The sequence below is a fragment of the Corynebacterium doosanense CAU 212 = DSM 45436 genome (assembly GCF_000767055.1).
GTDB lineage: Bacteria > Actinomycetota > Actinomycetes > Mycobacteriales > Mycobacteriaceae > Corynebacterium > Corynebacterium doosanense.
On sequence record NZ_CP006764.1, the window covers coordinates 2566755 to 2584659 of the forward strand.

Annotated in this window: 16 protein-coding genes and 1 pseudogene; 7 read left to right on the forward strand and 10 right to left on the reverse strand. The window is 68.2% G+C overall.

What is annotated here, in order from left to right:
• Window positions 1–4: 4 nt before the first annotated feature.
• Window positions 5–1408, reverse strand: coding sequence for an amino acid permease (locus tag CDOO_RS12495; protein ID WP_018022016.1), 1404 nt, complete (start codon window positions 1406–1408; stop codon window positions 5–7).
• Window positions 1409–1551: 143 nt separating this feature from the next.
• Window positions 1552–3210 (reverse strand): alkaline phosphatase D family protein, encoded by a 1659-nt coding sequence (locus CDOO_RS12500; protein WP_018022015.1) that lies wholly within the window; start codon window positions 3208–3210, stop codon window positions 1552–1554.
• 77 nt (window positions 3211–3287) lie between these two features.
• Here CDOO_RS12500 and CDOO_RS12505 point away from each other — a divergent pair, with 77 nt between their 5' ends.
• Complete coding sequence (locus CDOO_RS12505; RefSeq protein ID WP_018022014.1) at window positions 3288–3956, forward strand: HAD family hydrolase; 669 nt, start codon at window positions 3288–3290, stop codon at window positions 3954–3956.
• On the opposite strand, the gene msrA is transcribed toward CDOO_RS12505, so the two are convergent.
• Window positions 3953–4618 (reverse strand): peptide-methionine (S)-S-oxide reductase MsrA, encoded by a 666-nt coding sequence (msrA, locus tag CDOO_RS12510; protein WP_026159371.1) that lies wholly within the window; start codon window positions 4616–4618, stop codon window positions 3953–3955. The two genes, CDOO_RS12505 and msrA, sit on opposite strands and share 4 nt — an antisense overlap.
• A gap of 189 nt (window positions 4619–4807) precedes the next feature.
• Between msrA and CDOO_RS12515 the strand changes: the two genes are divergently transcribed.
• The 3 genes from CDOO_RS12515 to CDOO_RS12525 all read left to right on the forward strand — a co-directional run bounded on the left by CDOO_RS12515 (window position 4808) and on the right by CDOO_RS12525 (window position 8432).
• A complete protein-coding gene (locus tag CDOO_RS12515) occupies window positions 4808–5410 on the forward strand; it encodes a superoxide dismutase (protein WP_018022012.1) in 603 nt (200 codons plus the stop codon).
• Window positions 5411–5522: 112 nt separating this feature from the next.
• Window positions 5523–6710 (forward strand): MFS transporter, encoded by a 1188-nt coding sequence (locus tag CDOO_RS12520; protein WP_018022011.1) that lies wholly within the window; start codon window positions 5523–5525, stop codon window positions 6708–6710.
• Window positions 6711–6755: 45 nt separating this feature from the next.
• The gene (locus CDOO_RS12525) at window positions 6756–8432 is read left to right on the forward strand and encodes a cupredoxin domain-containing protein (protein ID WP_018022010.1); all 1677 of its coding nucleotides are present in this window, start codon (window positions 6756–6758) and stop codon (window positions 8430–8432) included.
• Here CDOO_RS12525 and CDOO_RS12530 read toward each other — a convergent pair.
• The 3 genes from CDOO_RS12530 to CDOO_RS12540 form a co-directional block, all read right to left on the reverse strand.
• Complete coding sequence (locus tag CDOO_RS12530; RefSeq protein WP_018022009.1) at window positions 8429–9667, reverse strand: MFS transporter; 1239 nt, start codon at window positions 9665–9667, stop codon at window positions 8429–8431. The genes CDOO_RS12525 and CDOO_RS12530 overlap by 4 nt on opposite strands.
• A complete protein-coding gene (locus CDOO_RS12535) occupies window positions 9664–11313 on the reverse strand; it encodes an ABC-F family ATP-binding cassette domain-containing protein (RefSeq protein ID WP_026159369.1) in 1650 nt (549 codons plus the stop codon). Before CDOO_RS12535 ends, CDOO_RS12530 begins: the two co-directional genes overlap by 4 nt.
• A 182-nt stretch (window positions 11314–11495) precedes the next feature.
• Window positions 11496–12989 (reverse strand): TM0106 family RecB-like putative nuclease, encoded by a 1494-nt coding sequence (locus tag CDOO_RS12540; RefSeq protein WP_026159368.1) that lies wholly within the window; start codon window positions 12987–12989, stop codon window positions 11496–11498.
• Between the two features lie 170 nt (window positions 12990–13159).
• Here CDOO_RS12540 and CDOO_RS12545 point away from each other — a divergent pair, with 170 nt between their 5' ends.
• Entirely contained in the window at window positions 13160–13795 is a 636-nt protein-coding gene (locus CDOO_RS12545) for a DUF6474 family protein (RefSeq protein ID WP_018022006.1), read from the forward strand.
• 294 nt (window positions 13796–14089) lie between these two features.
• The gene (locus tag CDOO_RS12550; RefSeq protein WP_018022005.1) at window positions 14090–14410 is read left to right on the forward strand and encodes a histone-like nucleoid-structuring protein Lsr2; all 321 of its coding nucleotides are present in this window, start codon (window positions 14090–14092) and stop codon (window positions 14408–14410) included.
• 12 nt (window positions 14411–14422) lie between these two features.
• On the opposite strand, the gene CDOO_RS12555 is transcribed toward CDOO_RS12550, so the two are convergent.
• Complete coding sequence (locus CDOO_RS12555) at window positions 14423–15061, reverse strand: response regulator (RefSeq protein ID WP_018022004.1); 639 nt, start codon at window positions 15059–15061, stop codon at window positions 14423–14425.
• A 99-nt stretch (window positions 15062–15160) separates the two neighbouring features.
• Complete coding sequence (locus tag CDOO_RS12560; protein ID WP_018022003.1) at window positions 15161–16366, reverse strand: sensor histidine kinase; 1206 nt, start codon at window positions 16364–16366, stop codon at window positions 15161–15163.
• Here CDOO_RS12560 and CDOO_RS12565 point away from each other — a divergent pair.
• Complete coding sequence (locus CDOO_RS12565) at window positions 16365–16961, forward strand: DUF2020 domain-containing protein (protein ID WP_018022002.1); 597 nt, start codon at window positions 16365–16367, stop codon at window positions 16959–16961. The genes CDOO_RS12560 and CDOO_RS12565 overlap by 2 nt on opposite strands.
• Here CDOO_RS12565 and CDOO_RS14125 read toward each other — a convergent pair.
• A complete protein-coding gene (locus CDOO_RS14125) occupies window positions 16958–17110 on the reverse strand; it encodes a hypothetical protein (RefSeq protein WP_018022001.1) in 153 nt (50 codons plus the stop codon). The genes CDOO_RS12565 and CDOO_RS14125 overlap by 4 nt on opposite strands.
• Window positions 17111–17873, reverse strand: a pseudogene (locus CDOO_RS12575) (class E sortase).
• Between the last annotated feature and the right edge of the window lie 32 nt (window positions 17874–17905).

Here is a 17905-nt window from a genome sequence, read left to right on the forward strand (position 1 = left end):
AAGGTCAGCCCTGGAAGAGCTGCCAGATCGCCACTGCCATGATGATCACGCCCATGACTCCGACGAAGATCGTGTCGGGACGGTTGGCGTAGTGCTTGAAGGCCGTGGCCCTGCGGAACAACAGGCTGGGCACGAGGTAGACGAGGAACGTGATGAAGATGCCGCCGACGACGGAGATGAGGTCCATGATCGGCGGGTTGAGCACCGCGACCGCGACCGTGGTGAGGAAGATGAAGATGTTGATGCCGGCGTTGAGCGCCCGCGAGCTGATCTTCGCCGCGGCGCCCGGGGCCACCACACGCAGCAGGTAGGTCGTGCCCTCCTGGGTGCCCAGCATGTGGCCGTAGTAGGAGGTGGTGATCGCACAGATCGCGATGATCGGGGTGATCACCGCCAGGAACTGGGCGTCAGTGACGTTGGCCAGGTAGGAGAGCACCGGGATGTTCGCCGCGGTTGCCTCGTCCATGCCCTCGGCTCCCAGGGCGAGGGTGCAGGACCAGACGAAGAACATCGTGAACACGACCATCAGGGTCGACGCGACCAACTCGATCCGGGACACCTCACGCTCCGTGGCGTGGACGTCGCCCCCCTTGGCCTTCTGGATGTCCAGGACGAACTGGGACACCGCCGCCATGTGGCTGAAGGAGAAGACGAGGATCGGGAGGATGAGCAGCAACGACTTCCAGATCGGGGTGGCGGACTCGTACGCCATGAAGCTCTCCAGGTCCCACTGCGGAATCAGGTAGAGCGAGACCGCCGCGAGGGTCAGCAGCAACGGGTAGACCAGAATGTTGGCCAGCCACAGCATGGCCTTCTTGCCCAGGGCGAAGGAACCTGCCAGGACCCCCACGCAGATGAGTGCGAGCAGCAGTCGGTTCAGCTGCGGCAGGCCGAGCTGATTGACCAGGAAGCTGTCCACCGTGTTGGTGATGCTGATGCCGTAGATGAGCACGATCGGGTAGATGGAGAACCAGTACATCAGCGCCGTGACGGCTCCGCGCTTGCGGCCGGTCAGAGAGGTGATGACCTGCAGGACATCCAGCCCCTTGATCGGGGAGGCGCTGACGATCCGGGCGTAGGCGCGATGTGAGAAGAACACCAGCGGGCCGATGAACAGCGTCGCCGCGACCAGGGGCCAGAAGCCGAAGCTGCCGGCGTCCAGGGGGAGGAACAGGATGCCGGCACCGACCGCGGTGCCAAAGAGGGTGATCACCCAGGACAGGAAACTTCCGTCGGGCTTCTGCGTACTGTCGGACTGTTTGAACTGGTCCTGCTCGGCCTCCGTGAGGTTGCCGAGCTCGAACTGGTCACGGGACTGGCGGAGATGCTCGTCGCTGTGGAGCTTCGGCAACTGGTCGCCGGAACCGGCTGAATCTGCGGAGTCTGAACTCCCGAACACAGTGGACATCGTGAAACCTCTTCCGGGTCAGAGCATGGGCTGGTGTGCCACCATCCCCGCCGACGGTGGTGGGCCGGCGAGGATCTTTCCGTCAACGATACGTAGCTCGCATTCTTCGGAGACAGTAGACCCACGTCACATCACCGGCGGGCCTACGCTCCGCCGGCAAACGCCCAGCTGTTACCCACCCGCACCGGCGAGCCGGCCCGCTCCACGTCGTCCACCCGCAGCCATCTCCCCTCGACACCCTCGGCGTCCAAGCGCACGATCAGGTAGCCGTGCGCGTCGAGGTTGACGTGCTCGAAGTGCGGGTTGTTCGCCAGCACGTGGCGCTCCGCCGCCCGGGAGACCGCGCTCCCGGTGGGCAGGTGCAGGGCGTCGTCGAGGTTCGGTGCGGAGACCGAGGAGCACACCAGCTCGGCCCCGATGACCCGGCCGCGGTGGCTGACCTTTCCCGCCCACTCGGAATGGATGTCCCCGGTGAGAAAGACGGTGGAGGCATCGGGACGGGTCTCGGCGATCTGGGTGAGCAGCCGCTCGCGGTCCGCCGGGTAGCCGTCCCACTGATCGGCGTTGAGGCCGGTCGCCAACTCCGCGCCGGAGTCCGCGCCGGTGATCGCGGCCAGCGGCGCGCGCACGGCGGGATCGAGGTCGAGGAGTTCCAGCGGGGAGATCATCACCGAGGTGCCGATGAGCGACCAGGTGGCAGCGGACGTCGATAATTTCTGTGACAGCCACGTGAATTGTTCCTGGCCCATCATGGTGCGCTCGGGGTCCGTCGAGCGGATCAGGCCCGGGCCGGAGCGGTAACTGCGCAGGTCCAGCATGTGCAGCTCGGCCAGGGTGCCAAAGCGGAGGCTGCGGTACAGCCGGCCGCCCTCCGCCGGATTGGTCGCGCGCACCGGCATCCAGTCGAGGTAGGCGCCCATTGCCGCCGCCCGGCGCGCGGCCCAGTCGCCCTCGAAGAGGTCGTGGCCCTGGGCGCCGGGCACGGTGGCGTCGTTGGCGATCTCGTGGTCGTCCCAGGTCACCACCCAGGGGGCAGCGGCGTGGGCGGCCTGCAGCTCGGTGTCGCGGCGGTACTGGCCGTGGCGGACCCGGTAGTCCGCCGCGGTGACGATCTCCCACGGTGGCTCAAATGGCCTGCTCACCCCGGTTTTTCCGGGGTTGACGCTGCTGGCGTACTCGTAGAGGTAGTCCCCCAGGTGCAGCACCACGTCGATCTCACCCGCCCACGCTCGCCTCGCGATGTCCGAATACGCGCCGAAGTACCCCGACTCGAGGTTGGCACAGGACGCCACCGCCAGACGCAGCGATTCCGGCGACGAGTCCGCGTCCGGGGTCGTGCGGGTGCGCCCCGTGGGGCTCGCCGTGGAACCCGCCAGGAAACGGTAGAAGTACGTCGTCTCCGGCGTCAGCCCGAACGGGTCGACGTGCACGGTGTGGTCGTCGGCGGCGGTGGCCAGCACCTCGCCCTCGCGGACCACCCGCGAGAAACGTTCGTCCAGTGCGATCTGCCAGGTCAGCAAGACGTCGTCGCCGAGCCCGGACCCGGGGACCGCCTCCGGGGAGGGTGAGACCCGGGTCCACAGGATCACCGAGGTCGGGAGCGGGTCCCCGGAGGCGACCCCGTGCATGAACAGGTGGTGGGTGCTCTCCGGGTAGGGCGGCGGATCGCCGTGCACCGCGCTGAGATCCACGTCCGTGTAGGCCTGCACGCTCGACGCCCGCACCTTGTCCACCGAGCTGGGTAGGGCGGCCGCGCCACCCACCGCCACGGCGGAGGCGAGGACATGTCTCCGGCTCACCATGGGTCCCACCGTGCCACTGTCGCCACGCCGCGGCAGCCCCACCAGCCAAGATTTCACCGGCCCTTAAACTGAAGGTCATGCGCCTCCCCTCCGACATCCAGGTGGTCCTCTTCGACCTCGACGGCACACTCATCGACCACGCCGGCGCCGCGCGTGCCGGAGTGCTCGATTTCGCCGCGCACTTCGATCTCCCCGGCGCTCCGGAGGAGATAGTGCGCCGCTGGTTCGCCGTCGAACGCCGCTGGTTCACGCGCTTCGAGCGCGGGAAGGTCACCCACGCCGGCCAGCGCGTCGAACGCTGCCGCGAGTTCCTGGGCCGCCCCGACATGTCCGAGGTGGAGGCCCTGGAGATCTACCAGGTGTACCTCGCCGCGTATCGACGCTCCTGGCAAGCCTTCCCCGACGCAGCCTCAGCGCTGGACCGGGCTTTCGCCAACGGCCGACGCGTCGGGGTGTTCACTAACGGGGCCACGGACATGCAGAACGACAAACTCGCCCGCACCGGGCTTTCGCGCCCGGGCCTGGTCATGCTCGCGGCCACGGATCTGGGGGCGGCGAAGCCGCAGCCCGCGTCGTACGCGGCGGCGCTGGAGCGCATGGAGTCGGCCGAGGCTTCGAGAAGCGTCCTCATCGGTGATGACCTGAACAATGACGTCCGCGGCGCCCGTAAGGCGGGCATGCACGCGGTGTACTTGGATCGTCCCGGCGGCGGGGATGTCGCCAGCCTGGACGAGGTGGAGTTCTAACGCGCGCAGGCCACGCCCGTGGCATGCGTCGGGCAGTAGCCGCCCGGGTTCTTGTGCAGGTACTGCTGGTGCTCGTCCTCGGCCCGGTAGTACTCGCCGGCATCGGTCTCGTCCAGGCGTTTGATCTCCGTGGTGACCTCGCCGTAACCCTTCTCCGCCAGCGCGGTGGCGTACTGCGCCACCATCTCCTCGATGAGCTTTTTGTCCGCCTCGGCATCGTCGCCGACGGTGTAGAACGCGGAGCGGTACTGCGTGCCCACGTCGTTGCCCTGCCGGTTCTTCTGCGTCGGGTCGTGATCCTCCAGACCCACGGCGACGATCTCACGCAGGGAGACCTTCTCGGGGTCGTAGACCACCTCGACGACCTCGACGTGGTTGGTGCGGCCCGAGCAGACCTCGCGGTAGGTGGGGTTCGCGGTCACGCCGCCGGCGTATCCGACCGACGTGGACTCTACGCCGTCCATCTTCCAGTACATCTGCTCCGGGCCCCAGAAACAGCCGACGCCGACGAGGACGGACTTCTGTCCTTCCTTCCACGGCCCGGTGATCGGGGTGCCCAGCACCGGGTGGGGCCGGGGGTTCTCCAGAACGGGCGCTCGGCCGCCCTTGAGGGCCTCATCAGCGGAAACAAGCTCGGGGGTCTTCTGAAACATCCAACGCATGATCGGTCACTTCCTTTCACAGGGATTCAACCGCGAACGTTACGTGAATATTTCCTGGGCCCACCGGGGGCAACCTGAAATAGGAAACGACCCCGTTGCCGAGATCGCGAGTTTGTCTATAGTGGGGCTCAGCGCACCGTCCGACGATGCGCGAACTTAGACAAAAGTTTTTGGAAGGACTGATTCTTAATGGCTACGTACGAGCTTCCCGACCTGCCCTACGCCTTCGACGCACTTGAGCCCCACATCTCCGCCGAGATCATGGAGCTGCACCACGACAAGCACCACGCGACCTACGTCGCCGGCGCCAACGCCGCCCTCGAGGCACTCCAGGCTGAGCGCGAGGGTGAGGCCAACCCGGACAAGATCCGCGCGCTCTCCAAGAACCTTGCTTTCAACCTGGGTGGACACACAAACCACTCCATCTTTTGGAAGAACCTCTCCCCCAACGGTGGCGGCGAGCCCACCGGTGAGCTAGCTGAGGCCATCACCAGGGACTTCGGCTCCTTCGAGAAGTTCAAGGCTCACTTCTCCGCTGCGGCCACCGGCCTGCAGGGCTCCGGCTGGGCCGTCCTCGGTTACGACCACATTGCCGGCCAGCTGATCATCCAGCAGCTGACCGATCAGCAGGGCAACGTCTCCATCGACTTCACCCCGCTGCTCATGCTGGACATGTGGGAGCACGCCTTCTACCTCCAGTACAAGAACGTCAAGGCTGACTACGTCAAGGCAGTCTGGAACGTCTTCAACTGGGACGACGTCGCCGAGCGCCTCGCAGCCGCCAAGAAGTAACTCTTCTTCGCGCCCGAAGACCCCCTTGCGGGGCCGCCTGTGAAAGCAGCGCGGTCTCGTCCGGGGGTCTCGTTGTTTTCCGGCCGGCCGGATCGTGCAGGAAGATGGAGTGATGATGAGCACCAGACCCGAGGGCCTGCACAGGGGCGACCCTGCCTATCGACGCGCCTCGCTCGCCATGCTTGCCGCGGGCCTGGCCACCTTCGCCACGCTCTACGCCACCCAGGCCCTGCTGCCCATCTTCACCGATGACCTGCACATCTCCCCGGCCACCGCCGCCCTGACCGTCTCCGCGGCGACGGGTGCGCTCGCCCTGTGCATCGTGCCCGTGTCCATCCTCTCTGAGCGGGCCGGGCGCGGCCCCGTCCTCATCGGCAGCGCCTTGGCGGCCACGCTCATCGGCCTTGCCCTGCCCTTCGCCCCGGACGCCCACTGGCTCATCGCGCTGCGCCTGCTCCAGGGCGTGGCCGTGGCCGGGGTGCCCGCCGTGGCCATGACCTGGCTTGCCGAGGAGCTGCACGAGAACGACCTCGGACAGGCTATGGGGCTCTACGTCGCGGGCACCACGGTCGGCGGCCTGCTCGGCCGCCTCGTTCCCGCCGGCCTCCTGGAGCTGACCACCTGGCGCCCCGCACTGTTTGTCATCTCTGCCGCGGCGCTGGTGGGGGCCGTGGCCATGGCGCTCCTCCTACCCCGGCAGCGGCGCTTCGAGCCCAAACACATCAGCCTGGCCAGCGAGTTCCGCGCCGTGGTGGCGCACTGGAGCAACCCGCATCTGGCTGGTCTGTTTGTCATCGCCTTCGTGGGCATGGGTGTGTTTGTCTCGGTCTACAACTTCGTGGGTTTCCGGATGATCGACACCTTCGGGCTCTCTCCGGGGCTGGTCGGCCTCGTGTTTGTCATGTACCTGTCGGGCACGTGGTCCTCGGCGCGCGCGGGGGCGCTCGCCGAGCGTTTCGGGCGGGGCCGCATCATGCTGACCGGCGCGACCCTGATGCTCGCCGGGCTGTGCGCCATCGCTGCGCCGTCGTTATGGCTGGCGCTGCCCGGCCTGCTGGTATTCACCGCGTCGTTCTTCGCCATGCACTCCACGGCGTCGGGGTGGATCGGGGTGATCGCCACCCGGGACCGTGCGGAGGCCTCGAGCATGTACCTGCTCTGTTATTACCTGGGGTCCTCGGTGCTCGGCGCCCTCGCCGGCCTGGTCTTCGCGGCGACGAGTTGGCCGGGGTTCATCGCCGTCGCGGCGGGCGTACTGCTGGTCGCCGTGGCTATCGCGGCGGCCCTGAACCGGAGTTAATACCCACGGTTATACCCGGTTTTATCGGGGAGTAATCTTCCGGTCATGGGATCTCCGCAGCTGCCCACCCGGGAGTGGTCAAAAAAGTCCTGGCACCGTCGGGCCTCGAAGCCCGTGACCGTGTGGATGATGCTCTTCCTCGTCGCCGGCCTGACCCACGTGCTCATCCCGAACTACCGCTGGGTGCTCATCCACATCTTCACCCTCGGCGTGCTCACCAACTCCATTGTCCTGTGGTCGCAGCACCTCACGGAGAAGTTCCTGCAGCAGAAACTCCCCGAGACCGCCCGCCCCTGGCAGCTGCGCCGGATGATGATCCTCCAGGCGGGCATCGTGCTCATCATTGCCGGCCAGTGGACCGCCGGGATCCTTCCCGGGCACTGGATCCTCACCCAGGTCGGCGCGACGATCGTCGCCGGGATCCTCCTCTGGCACGCGGCCGTCCTGGGTGGGCAGTGGTGGCGCGCCCCACGGGCCAAGGCCTTCCGCCCCGCCGTGGCGGGTTACGTCGGCGCGAGCCTGGCGCTCCCCGTCGGCGCGCTGTTCGGCGCGGCCCTGGCCACGGAGCTTCCCGGCGACTGGCAGGACCGCGTCCGCGGGGCGCACGTGATCGTCAACCTCGGCGGTTTCGTCGGCCTCGCCGCCGCGTCCTCGCTCACGGTGCTCTTCCCCGCGATCTGGCGCACCTCCGGCCTGCGCAATCACGCCACTCCCATGCTCACGCTCATCGCGGCGGGTGTCCTCACGGCCACCACGGGGATGCTTCTCGACGCCCGCCCAGCCGTCTCCACCGGCCTACTCATCGTCGTCGCCGGGTGGATCGTGGGGCTGCAGGGGTGGATCGCCAACACGATCACCGTGCTGCGTGATCCCCGCGACCGGGTCACGTACCCGCCGGTGTCCATCCTCATGGCGGTGTTGTGGCTGGTGGGAACGTTGTCCTTCTACGGCGTGCGCATCCAGCTCAGCGACGCCCCCGCCCACGACGTTCCCCTGCCCACCACGGCCCTGCTCGTCGGGTTCGCAGCCCAGCTGCTCATCGGCGTGATGAGTTACCTGCTGCCCACCACGATGGGCGGCGGCCCGTCCGCGGTCCGCGCCGGCCTGCGGGAGATGAACCGGGTCGGCCTGTTCCGGCTCACGCTCATCAACCTGGGCCTGGCCGTGTGGCTGGCGTCCGGCAACTCGTGGATCCGGGTGGTCATGTCGATGCTGTGCCTGGGCTCGCTCGCCGTCTTTGTGCTCCTGCTCGTCCGCTCGGTGCGGGCCCAGCGCCGGGTGCTCATGAAGGAAGCCGAGGGGCCGGTGGTGGATCCCGGCGCGCGCCCGGCCTGGAACCAGGTCACCGCCGGCATGGCGGTTGTCGCGCTGATCCTCTCCCTCTTCGGCGGCCTCAACGGGTCCCAGGGGGCCACCCCGGCCACTACCCAGGCCACCGGAGCGGAGAGTGTCACCGAGGTCGAGGTGACCACCCGCGGCATGACCTTCGTCCCCGACCGCATCGAGGTGCCGGAGGGCGATCAGCTCACCGTCACCTTCACCAACACGGACTCCATGGACCACGAGCTGAAATTCGCCAACGGCGTGCAGTCCGGCCGCCTCGGCGAGGGGGAGAGTGTGGAGCTGGACCTGGGTGTGGTCACGACCGACATTCACGGATGGTGCACCATCGCCGGCCACCAGGCACAGGGGATGGTCATCGACATCGTCGTCGTCCCCTAGCTGTACTGATTATCGGTGACGTCGGGTGTGCGCAGTTGTCCCAGGGCTGCCAGCGTGGCGGCCGTGGCAAGGGGGAGCAGCGCCGCGCCGAGGAACAGGGTCGTGGGCGCCATGTGTCGGCTCAGGATGCCGGTCAGCGCGATGGACAGGGGCATGAACGCGATCGAGATGAAGAAGTCCAGGCTCGCGATCCTGCCGAGCATGGCCGCGGGCACGTGCTCCTGGAGGACCGTCCCCCAGATCACCATTCCTATGCCGATCAGTGCTCCGTACAGGGCCAGGCCGGCTCCGATGAGCCACGGGTCGGCGGTAAAGGCGGGGGCGGCCAGAGGCAGGCACCCCACGGTCCACGCGCCGACCATGGCTGGCAGGAACCGTCGAGGAGTGTGCCACGACCCGGCGACCAGGGAGCCGACCAGGCCACCGACGCCGAGCGCGGCGAGAACGGCTCCGTACAGCGCGGCACCGTCGGCATGGGACTCGCGCATGAGGGTGGGCAGAAGCACCTCCAGCGGCCCGGTCACGCCGAGGCCCATGAGGGCGGCGAAGATGACGCTGGAGCGGATCCATCGGGTGCGGGCCGCGTAGGCCAGGCCGTCACGTAGGTCGCGCAAAGGAGACGGGTCGGGCTGTCCCGCGGGTTCGTCGGGGACGGTCGGTGCGGGTAGGCGAAGCGCGGCGAGGAAGGCGACCGCCAGGGCACCCGCGATGACAAAACCTCCTGCCGGGGGAAGTGCCGCGCCGATGACCGCCCCGACGACGGCAGGCGCAAGCGCCTGACCGATTAGGGGCCGGGTGGCGCCTTCCAACCCGTTGACGGCCATCAGGTCGTCGGCCGGCACGACGAGCGGGACCAGCGCGGTGTAGGCCGGGAAGAAGAAGGCCGTGGTGGTGCCGATGACGAAGGCGGACAGCCCGAGCATCCAGAAGGTGACCGTTCCGGCGGCTGCGAGTCCCGCGGTGAGCGTTGCGACGAGGGTGTTCAGGCCGAGGACGCTGAGCAGGATCTTCTTCTTGGGGAACCGGTCTGCGATGACGCCCGCGGGGAGGGAGCCGGCCAGCAGACCGATGCCACTCCACGCCACTACCGACGACAGCGAAGCGGCTGTAGCGCCGAGGTCAAGGGTCTGCATGGCGAGGTACAGGGCCCATGCGCCCTGGGCGAAGATGGTCAGGGTCATGGCCGCGAAGAGCGGCCGGTACGCGGGGCTGGCGAGCGGTCGAAGGGGGTTCATGACGGGTCCTCGGGGGTCAGGGCCAGGTGTGGCCAGTCGGAGAGGTCGGCGAGCATCTGGCGGTCATGTGTCACAATGACCACGGCGCAGGCAGTGCGCCTCAGCTCGGTGGTGAGGTCCTCGACGAGGCTTGCCGAGAGGTGGTTGGTGGGTTCGTCGAGCAGCAGGAGATCGGGCTCTTCAGCCAGACACATGGCCAGGTGGAGTCGCCGCTGCTGCCCCTGGGACATGCGTGTGACGGGAGTGCCTGCAGCCTGGGCGTCGAGCAACCCGAAGGAGGAGAGCGTCGGCGCGTGGCCACGCCTGCCCATCCGCGCCAGATGCTCCTCGTAGGCGCGGTGACCGGGGTGGTCGTCGTTCCAGACTGGTGCTTCCTGGCTCAGAATCGAGATCCGCGATCGTCGACCGACGCGCACGTGTCCACTGCTGGGGGCAAGGCGGCCAGCGAGCACGGACAGGAGGGTTGATTTGCCTGCGCCGTTCGGGCCGGTGACCAGGAGTCGATCGCCACCGCCGATGGTCACCGAGACGGGGGTGATCAACCGCCCTTCCACGACGAGGTCAGTGACGTCGAGGATCGGCTCTCCCCTCCGAGTGTCCGACGGCGGCCACACGTGTCGCAGTGGGGGCTGCGGCACGGTGATCTCGTGTCGATCCAGGTCATCGACGCGGCGGTTGAGAGCCTGGACGGCACCGGCGGCGCGGGTGGCACGTTGGTGCTTGCCCGTGCCCTTGTCCGGACGCCAACCCGTCTGTAGCCGCGAGCGAGCCTCGACGACAGCCCGCTGCAGCTCCTCGTGGTGGGCGATCTGGTCGGCGTGGCCCTGCTCCCACCGCGCCCGTTCCCGCCGACGCCCCTCGATCCAGCCCTCGTAGCCCCCCGCATACAGGCGGGGCAGTCCATCCCGGGTCGGGTCCAGATCGAGGAAGGTCGTGGCGACGTCCCGCAGGAGCGCGCGGTCGTGGCTGACCAGCACCAGCAACCCGGCATGGTCGAGGAGTCGCTGCGTCAGGAACGTCAGGCCCCCCGCGTCAAGATGGTTGGTCGGCTCGTCCAGGAGCAGCATGTCCGGGGCCGACCCGAGCGCGACCGCGAGGCGCACCCGATACCTCTGCCCCACGGACAGGGTCGCCAGGGGCCGGCCCCGGTCGCTGCAAGCGTCGAGCCCGGCGAGGGCGATGTCGACACGACGCTCCGCATCCCAGGCATCCAGGGCTGTGGCCGTCTCGAGGGCGTGTGTGTACGCATCGGATGCGTCCACGCCCTGGGCCATGGCCTGGGCGGCAGCGTCGAGCGCGCCCAGCGCGGCGGTCGCTGGAGCGGTGGCTTCGGCGATGAGATCACCGACGGTGCGGTCTTCGTTCGTGGCCATGTCCTGCTTCACCAGAGCGAGCGACCCCACCCGGGTGACGTCCCCGGACTCCGGTGCACGCACTCCGGCCAGAATGTGCAGCAAGGTTGTCTTTCCCCGGCCGTTTTCCCCGACGATGGCCAGACGGTCTCCCCGCGAGACGGTGATGTCCAAACCGGACAGCAGGGGTTCACCGCCCGGAGCAACGTGGATTCCCTCAGCTCGGAGGTGGGCGGCAGGCCCCGCAGGTGTTCCGGTCCATACGCACGACTGCGCAGATGGTGAAATTAGCATGGTGTTCTCTCAGCTCGTCATGGAGCCGGGCATGACAAAATGGCCGCCCGGCATGGCACCAGGACGGCGAGCGAGAAATCAGAAGGGGTCCCGCCGCCGTCAGCGGGCGGAACGCAGCTTCAGAGAACCAACACCAATAAACATGGCAAAGACACTACCCAGGCCCCAAAATGCACGTCAACCTAGCTGATGGGTTGGACGCCCGGGGCGCCGTCGCGAAGCCATCCGCGCACCGCCGCCGTGGCACGGGTGTCGTCCTCGTTGTACCGCAGCAGCGCCTCCCGCGCGGCCAGCGCCTCCGGCCCGGTGGCCACGGCGGTGCGCCGGGCACCGACCGAGGCCTCGCCGTCGAAGTCCCCGTCCGCCCACGCGTACCCGGCTTCCCGGGCGACGATCTTCAGTCCCGTTCCCTCGGTGCCGGCCAACTGGGACCGGACGTGCGCGAACACGTCGACCCAGTCGCCGGAGGTGATGAACTCCTGAACCTCCGCCTCGGAGGGGACCCCGCGATGTTTCCCGTGGAATCGCCGCGCGGACTGGCGCAGCCAGTGGTTCTCTCCGTGCGCGCTGTAGCAGTAGGCCGCGAAGCTCTGCCCGCTCTGGTGTGCGGCGCGGCGGCGCTGCATGAGCCAGGACCAGAACTCGGCGAAGTTGGCGGCCTCCTCCGCGCCGCCCAGGGGTGCCCAGGTGGCAAACCCGCGGTAGTCGCGGCCGTCGTAGGCACCCCAGAGGTAGGCCCCCTGGTCCAGGTAGGCCTCCATGTCCACGTCGATCTCCACGTCGGCCCGCGGGCCGGTCACCTCGGGGACGCGGGCGAGGAGGGGAACACCCGCGCGCCAGGCGGCGGCGAGGGCGCTGGGTTCGCCTAGGCGGGCGTCGATAAGCTCCTGGACCGTCGTGATTCCGCGCTCGCGGTAGGTGCGCGCCTTGTCCCCGGGCAGCACCAGGCTGATGTCGTCCATCGTCTCCAGCTCGGGCTCGCAGAGTTCCCAGAAGCGGCAGCTGGCGCATTCCTTGAGCCGGCGCGGCTGGTCCGCCCACCCGGCGCGCAGCGCGTCGTCCAGGGCGGGCTGCAGTCCGGCGGTCTCGGCCACGAACGCGCGGGTCCGGTCCTGGCCGATGACCCCGCCGAGCCCGGAGTCGAGGCCGAACTCCGCCAGGGCGCGGGAAGCCATGGCGAGGCGGTAGCCGTCCGAGACATGGTGCCGGTGCCGGTAGGGCACGGCCATGGGGGCGCTCAACGACAGCCGGTTGGTGGCCACCGCCAGCATCGTGGAGCCTTCATCCCTCCGGGCCGCCCGGTGATTGGAGACGGTCACGGGAAGGTACGTCCCGTCGGCGGTCAGCGCGAGAACATCGACACGCACGCGCCACCCGTCTCCGATGAACACGGCCCCGGTGATGAGGTCCGCGCCCGCCGCGAGCGCCTCCAGAGTCTCCAGCTCCACGCCGGGCGTGTCGGCCAGGTCGATCCGGGCGAACGGGCGGGCGCCGCGGCCGTCGCCCAGCGCCCGCCGGGTGGGCAGGGCCGCCTGCACCGCGGCCCGCGCCGCGGCCAGGCGCTCGCGTCGCTCGAGCTCCGCTGGCAGGCGGGGGATTTCGGGATGGGCCAGGCGTTGGGGATAGCGGTATCGGCAGCCGACGAGATCGGAGGCGGTGACCGTTGCGGTATCTATTGCGTGCCCTACTCTTCTGGCGAATGCTTCGAGACTTGTCCGACGCGCGCGGACGGCACGCAGGTAAGGTTGTACCCGAATCTTAGTCAATGCGTGCGTGACCCCGATTCGCTCGGGGTCAGACACCGCAGCCTACCGAACTCGACCAGCCACGAAAAAGAGGAACTGACATGGGTGTTGTCGCCAATCTCACCAAGCGCCGCGCGAAGAGCCGCCAGAACATCAAGGCTGCCCAGGCGAAAGCTCGCGCCGAGGTTCAGGAGAGCGCCAAGGCACTCGAGCGTCGCGAGAAACTCCTCGCCCGCACGGAGAAGCATCTCATCAAGGAGGAGAAGAAGGGTCTCAAGGCCAAGCGTAAACACGAACTCGAGCTGGCCAAGACCGAATACAAGAAGCGCAAGGCCGGAAAGTTCAATGCCGGCAATGTGACCCGTTACGTCAACGCCGGCCGCATCGCCATGCCGGTTCTCCTCCCCCTGATCTACCGCGGGGTGACGCAGCTGCGTGATTCCGCCGCGCAGACCAAGGCGAAGCGAGCGGGTATCTCCCCGGACCAACTCGCCCGGTTCTCCGGCCACGGTGCGGATCTCCACGCCCGGATCGAAGGCATCCGTGGCTCCCTCGAGGGAACCAGCCTGGCACCCGGCTTCAAGCGCGACGCGGAGACGCGGCTCGACGAGCTCCGCTCCGCGACCGACAATGCGGAGTTCATGACCGCGGATCAGCGCCGTCGCGCACATCACGCCATCAACTCGGACATTGATAAGCTCACGGCTGAAATTCAGGAACGGCTTACGCGAGGCTGATATGCCCTGCCTATCGACGGCGGCCAGCGCGCCTTCTCGAGTAAACTGGCCGCCGTTTGACATTTAAGAGATCAGTAGGAAATTGCATTATCGGTAATGCTTATCGCCTCCCGCCTACCTACATTTAGCTCTCTTGAGATATAGTTTGTGGGGCGGTAGTGGAACGACGCTATTGGTCGGCTTTGCCGGTCATCCCCACGAATACAATAGTAATATAGATCTCTTACTATCTGCTTTCTGTTGCCGTGCAGCCAGCCGCCCCACAAGTATCTCCAAGGAAAGCGAATTATCATCATGGCCCGACGTGAAATCACCCAGTACTACGACGACCTGGACAAGTCCCCCCTCACCGAGGACGAACTGCGTGTAATTCGATTCAGCCTGGACGGGACCGACTACACCCTCGATCTTTCCGAGCAGAACGCCGACAAGTTCCTCGAGCTTCTCGAGCCTTACCTCGCCGTCGCCAACACGGCACCGACGGACCGCGCCGCCGCGGCGAACCCGGCGGACATCCGCGCCTGGGCCGCCAAGAACGGCCACCAGGTCGCCAACCGCGGCAAGATCCCCACCAAGGTGATCGACGCCTTCCGTGCCGCCAACTCCGGGCGTTAAACCGAGGGTGTCCTAGAGGACGCCCTGCTCGCGCGCGGCCGCCACGGCGGACGTGCGCGAGCGCACCCCGAGCTTGTCGTAGATGTGCACGAGGTGGGACTTCACCGTCGCCTCGGAGAGCATGAGCGACTGGCCGATGTCCCGGTTCGACGAGCCGGAGGCGACGAGCTCGAGCACCTCCAGCTCGCGGGGGGTCAGCGACATCCGCGGCGTACGCACCCGCGTCATCAGCCGGTCGGCGACGATGGGCGACAGCGCCGACTCCCCTTCCGCCGCGGAGCGGACCGCGGCGAGAAGCTCCGAGGGTTCCGTGTCCTTGAGCAGATAACCCACCGCGCCGGCTTCGATCGCCCCGAGAATGTCCGCGTCGGTGTCGTAGTTGGTCACCACCAGCACCTTGGGCGGGGTGGCCATCGACTCCTTGATCCGGGCGGTGGCCTGTACCCCGCCCGTCACCTTGGTGCCCTCGATGCCGGCGCCGAAGCGCAGGTCCATGAGCAGGACGTCGATGCCGCCCGCCTGCGCCGCCGAGATCGCCGCTTCCGCGGTGGCCACCTCGCCGACCACCGAGATGTCCTCGGCCTCCTCGAGCACCGCGCGCAGTCCGAGCCGCACGATCTCGTGGTCGTCCGCGAGCAGCACCCGAATCATGGGGAAAGTCCTTCCTACAGCGTCGGCCGTTCCCGCAGGTGGCGGGCACGGCTTAAGGTCTTCTCAAACTTTAGTCGAGGAGACACCTCCACCAGACGTTCAGGCCCGCCGGGCGTCGGGAATGGCCACCGACACGGCGGTGGGCCCGCCGGGGGCGGACTCGATGACCAGCGTGCCGCCGCGTTCGCTCGCCCGTCCGCTCATGGCGGAGAGCCCGATGTGCCCCAGGCCGGCGCGCTCGGCACTGATCACCTCCGGATCGAACCCCCTGCCGTTGTCCACGACATCCAGGCGCACCTCGTCAGCCTCGTAGGTCACGGTGACCCGGCAGCGACTGGCCCCGGAATGTTTGACCACGTTGCCCACCGCCCCCTGCGCGATCCGCAGCAGCGTCGCCTCGGTGCCCATGGGCAGCGGCCGCTGCTCGCCCTCCACGTCCACGGCGATGTCAATCTCACCGGCTGCCCCGAAGCTGCCCGCCATCCGTTCGAGGGCGCCCCGCAGGGAGTTCTCGGCGAGCGGCGCGGGCTGCAGGGCGGTGATCATGGCGCGAGCCTCGGCGAGATTCTCCGACGCCGCCGACCTCGCCTGCCGGATCCGCTCCACCGCCTGCGTGGTGCGTTCCGGCCCCTCGAACACATCCCTCTCCGCGGCGTGGAGCAGCATCTGGATGCTGGACAGCCCCTGCGCGACCGTGTCGTGGAGCTCGTGCGCAAGCCGCTGGCGTTCCGCCACCACCCCGGCCGCATGTTCCGACTCCGCCAGTTTCTCGCGGGTGTCCATGAGCTGGTTGATGAGCTGCTCACGCTCGTCGCTGATGCGCGCCAGAGTGCGGAAGGCGTAGTGGATGGCCAGGGAGATCACCGCGGAGACCGCCGGGCCCATCACCCCGCCGAAGGTCAGCCCACCAGGGATCTGCACGATGATGGCCGCCGCGGTGGCGAAGACGACGGAGACCCCGCCCTGCAGACTGTCGAATACCTGCAGGTAGAGGAAGTACAGCGTGAACACCAGATAGATGCCCACGGGCGCCACGATCATCTCGGAGATCCACACCACCGTCAGCAGCAGCACCCAGGCCTGCCGCTTTCCCTCGCTCCAGGCGTCGACGTAGATGGAACCGAGGAAGTACGCGGCCGCAAAGATGGTGATCAGCACGAGGTTGAGTGCGGCGTCGAGGAGCGACATCTGGAAGGAGGTCGCCACCGCGACCATCAGCAGCACCGCGGTGAAGATGTGGATGCCGCCGCGCAGGGCGTCCTCATCGGGCAGCGGGCTGCCCGGGAGCCTTAGGCTGGAGCTCATGACCCCGAGCCTACCGAGCACGCCCCTGCGGACCCCAGTCGCCGCCGTGCTCCTGACGCTGGCCGGCATCGCGCTGACAGGCTGCGCGGGGGACGACCCGCAGCCGCCGCCCACCGGTGCGCAGACCTCCGCCCCGATGGCCCTGCCGGCGGGGGCTGAGCTGGGCGTCGATACGCTCCCCCTCGTTCCCGGGGGCCGGGAGAGCGGGGCTCCGTGCCCGTACCTCGACACCGGATGGGTGGAGGGTGTCAACGGCCAGCGTGTGACCGGGGTCGGGGTGGACACCCGGTTCGCGGACCCCGCCTGCGTGTACTGGTCCTACCCCGAGGAACCGCAGCTGCAGGTCATCGTGCGCCGGATGTCGGATCCGCCGTCCGCCGCGGCCGTGGTGGACTGGGCCGCCCCTGTCGACGGCACCGAACCCGCCGAGCTGCCCGGGGGTTGGGTCGGCGGGCGCGGCGCCGCGGAGGTTGTCGACGGCGCGGTGTTCGCCGTGCAGAAGGACACGGTCGCCGTGGTGGTCTTCACCAACCAGGCGCAGTCCGTCAAGGCGGAGCAGGCCGCCCAGGCCACCGTAAACAACCTGGGGCTCTAGACCGCGACCTCCGCGTAGGGCATCCGCTCGGAGACCCAGGGGAAGACGACCTCCATGAACAGGAGAAACACCGCGATCGCCACCGCAAAGACGACGAGTACCCGGAACCACCGGCGCCCGGGGATCAGGTGAATCAACCAGGCGTACATCTATCTCTCCTCCATCACGGCGGGCCGGAAACCCTCGGCCTTGGGCTCGGTGGCCACCTCCATGGCATGGACGATCATGCGCTCCGCGTTGGAGAACTGCGGGTGGCAGGTGGTCAGGGTGAGGATCGCCTCCAGCCCCGGCCCTAACTGCAACCCCAGCCCCGATTCGGGGACCGGAACGAGCACACCGACGTCACCCGGGGTGGTGATGTGCCGGCGGAGGATGCCCGCGTACTCGCCGGAAGAGATGCGCGCCGACTGCTCCGGGGTGAAACAGGCCAGCGGATCGTCGGCCGCGGTCAGGGGCAGGACGCGGTAGGTGATCCACTCGGTGGCCGTCTCTACGACCACCGCGTCGCAGGCCTGCAGCGAACCGAGGTCATTGAACGGGGCACCCTTGCCGACCCGGTGCCCGGCGACCGCGAAGTTGCCGGGCACCGGGCAGCTGCGTCTCCGGGTAATGGCCCGGCCCGGCCCGGAGGACCTCGTCGGTGGTCCCCTCCAGGACGGCGAACGCCCAGTCCGCGCCGTAGGTGGGCACGTACAGGCGGGCGAAGGCGTCGCCCAACTCGGGCGTGTGAGAGGTGCGGGGGTTCTGCCACGCGGACTCCCGCCCGGAATCCGCCTCGTCCTGCAGCCGGCCGGACTGGAGGTTGGTCCAGAACGCCTCGTAGAAGGCGAACAGCAGCAGCAGGACCCCGACGGTCACCAGCAGCTCGCCGGTGACCTGCCCCGCGGCGGGGCGACGGACGTCAGCAGCCATGCCCGCCCTCCTCATATTCCGTGTCGTTGCTC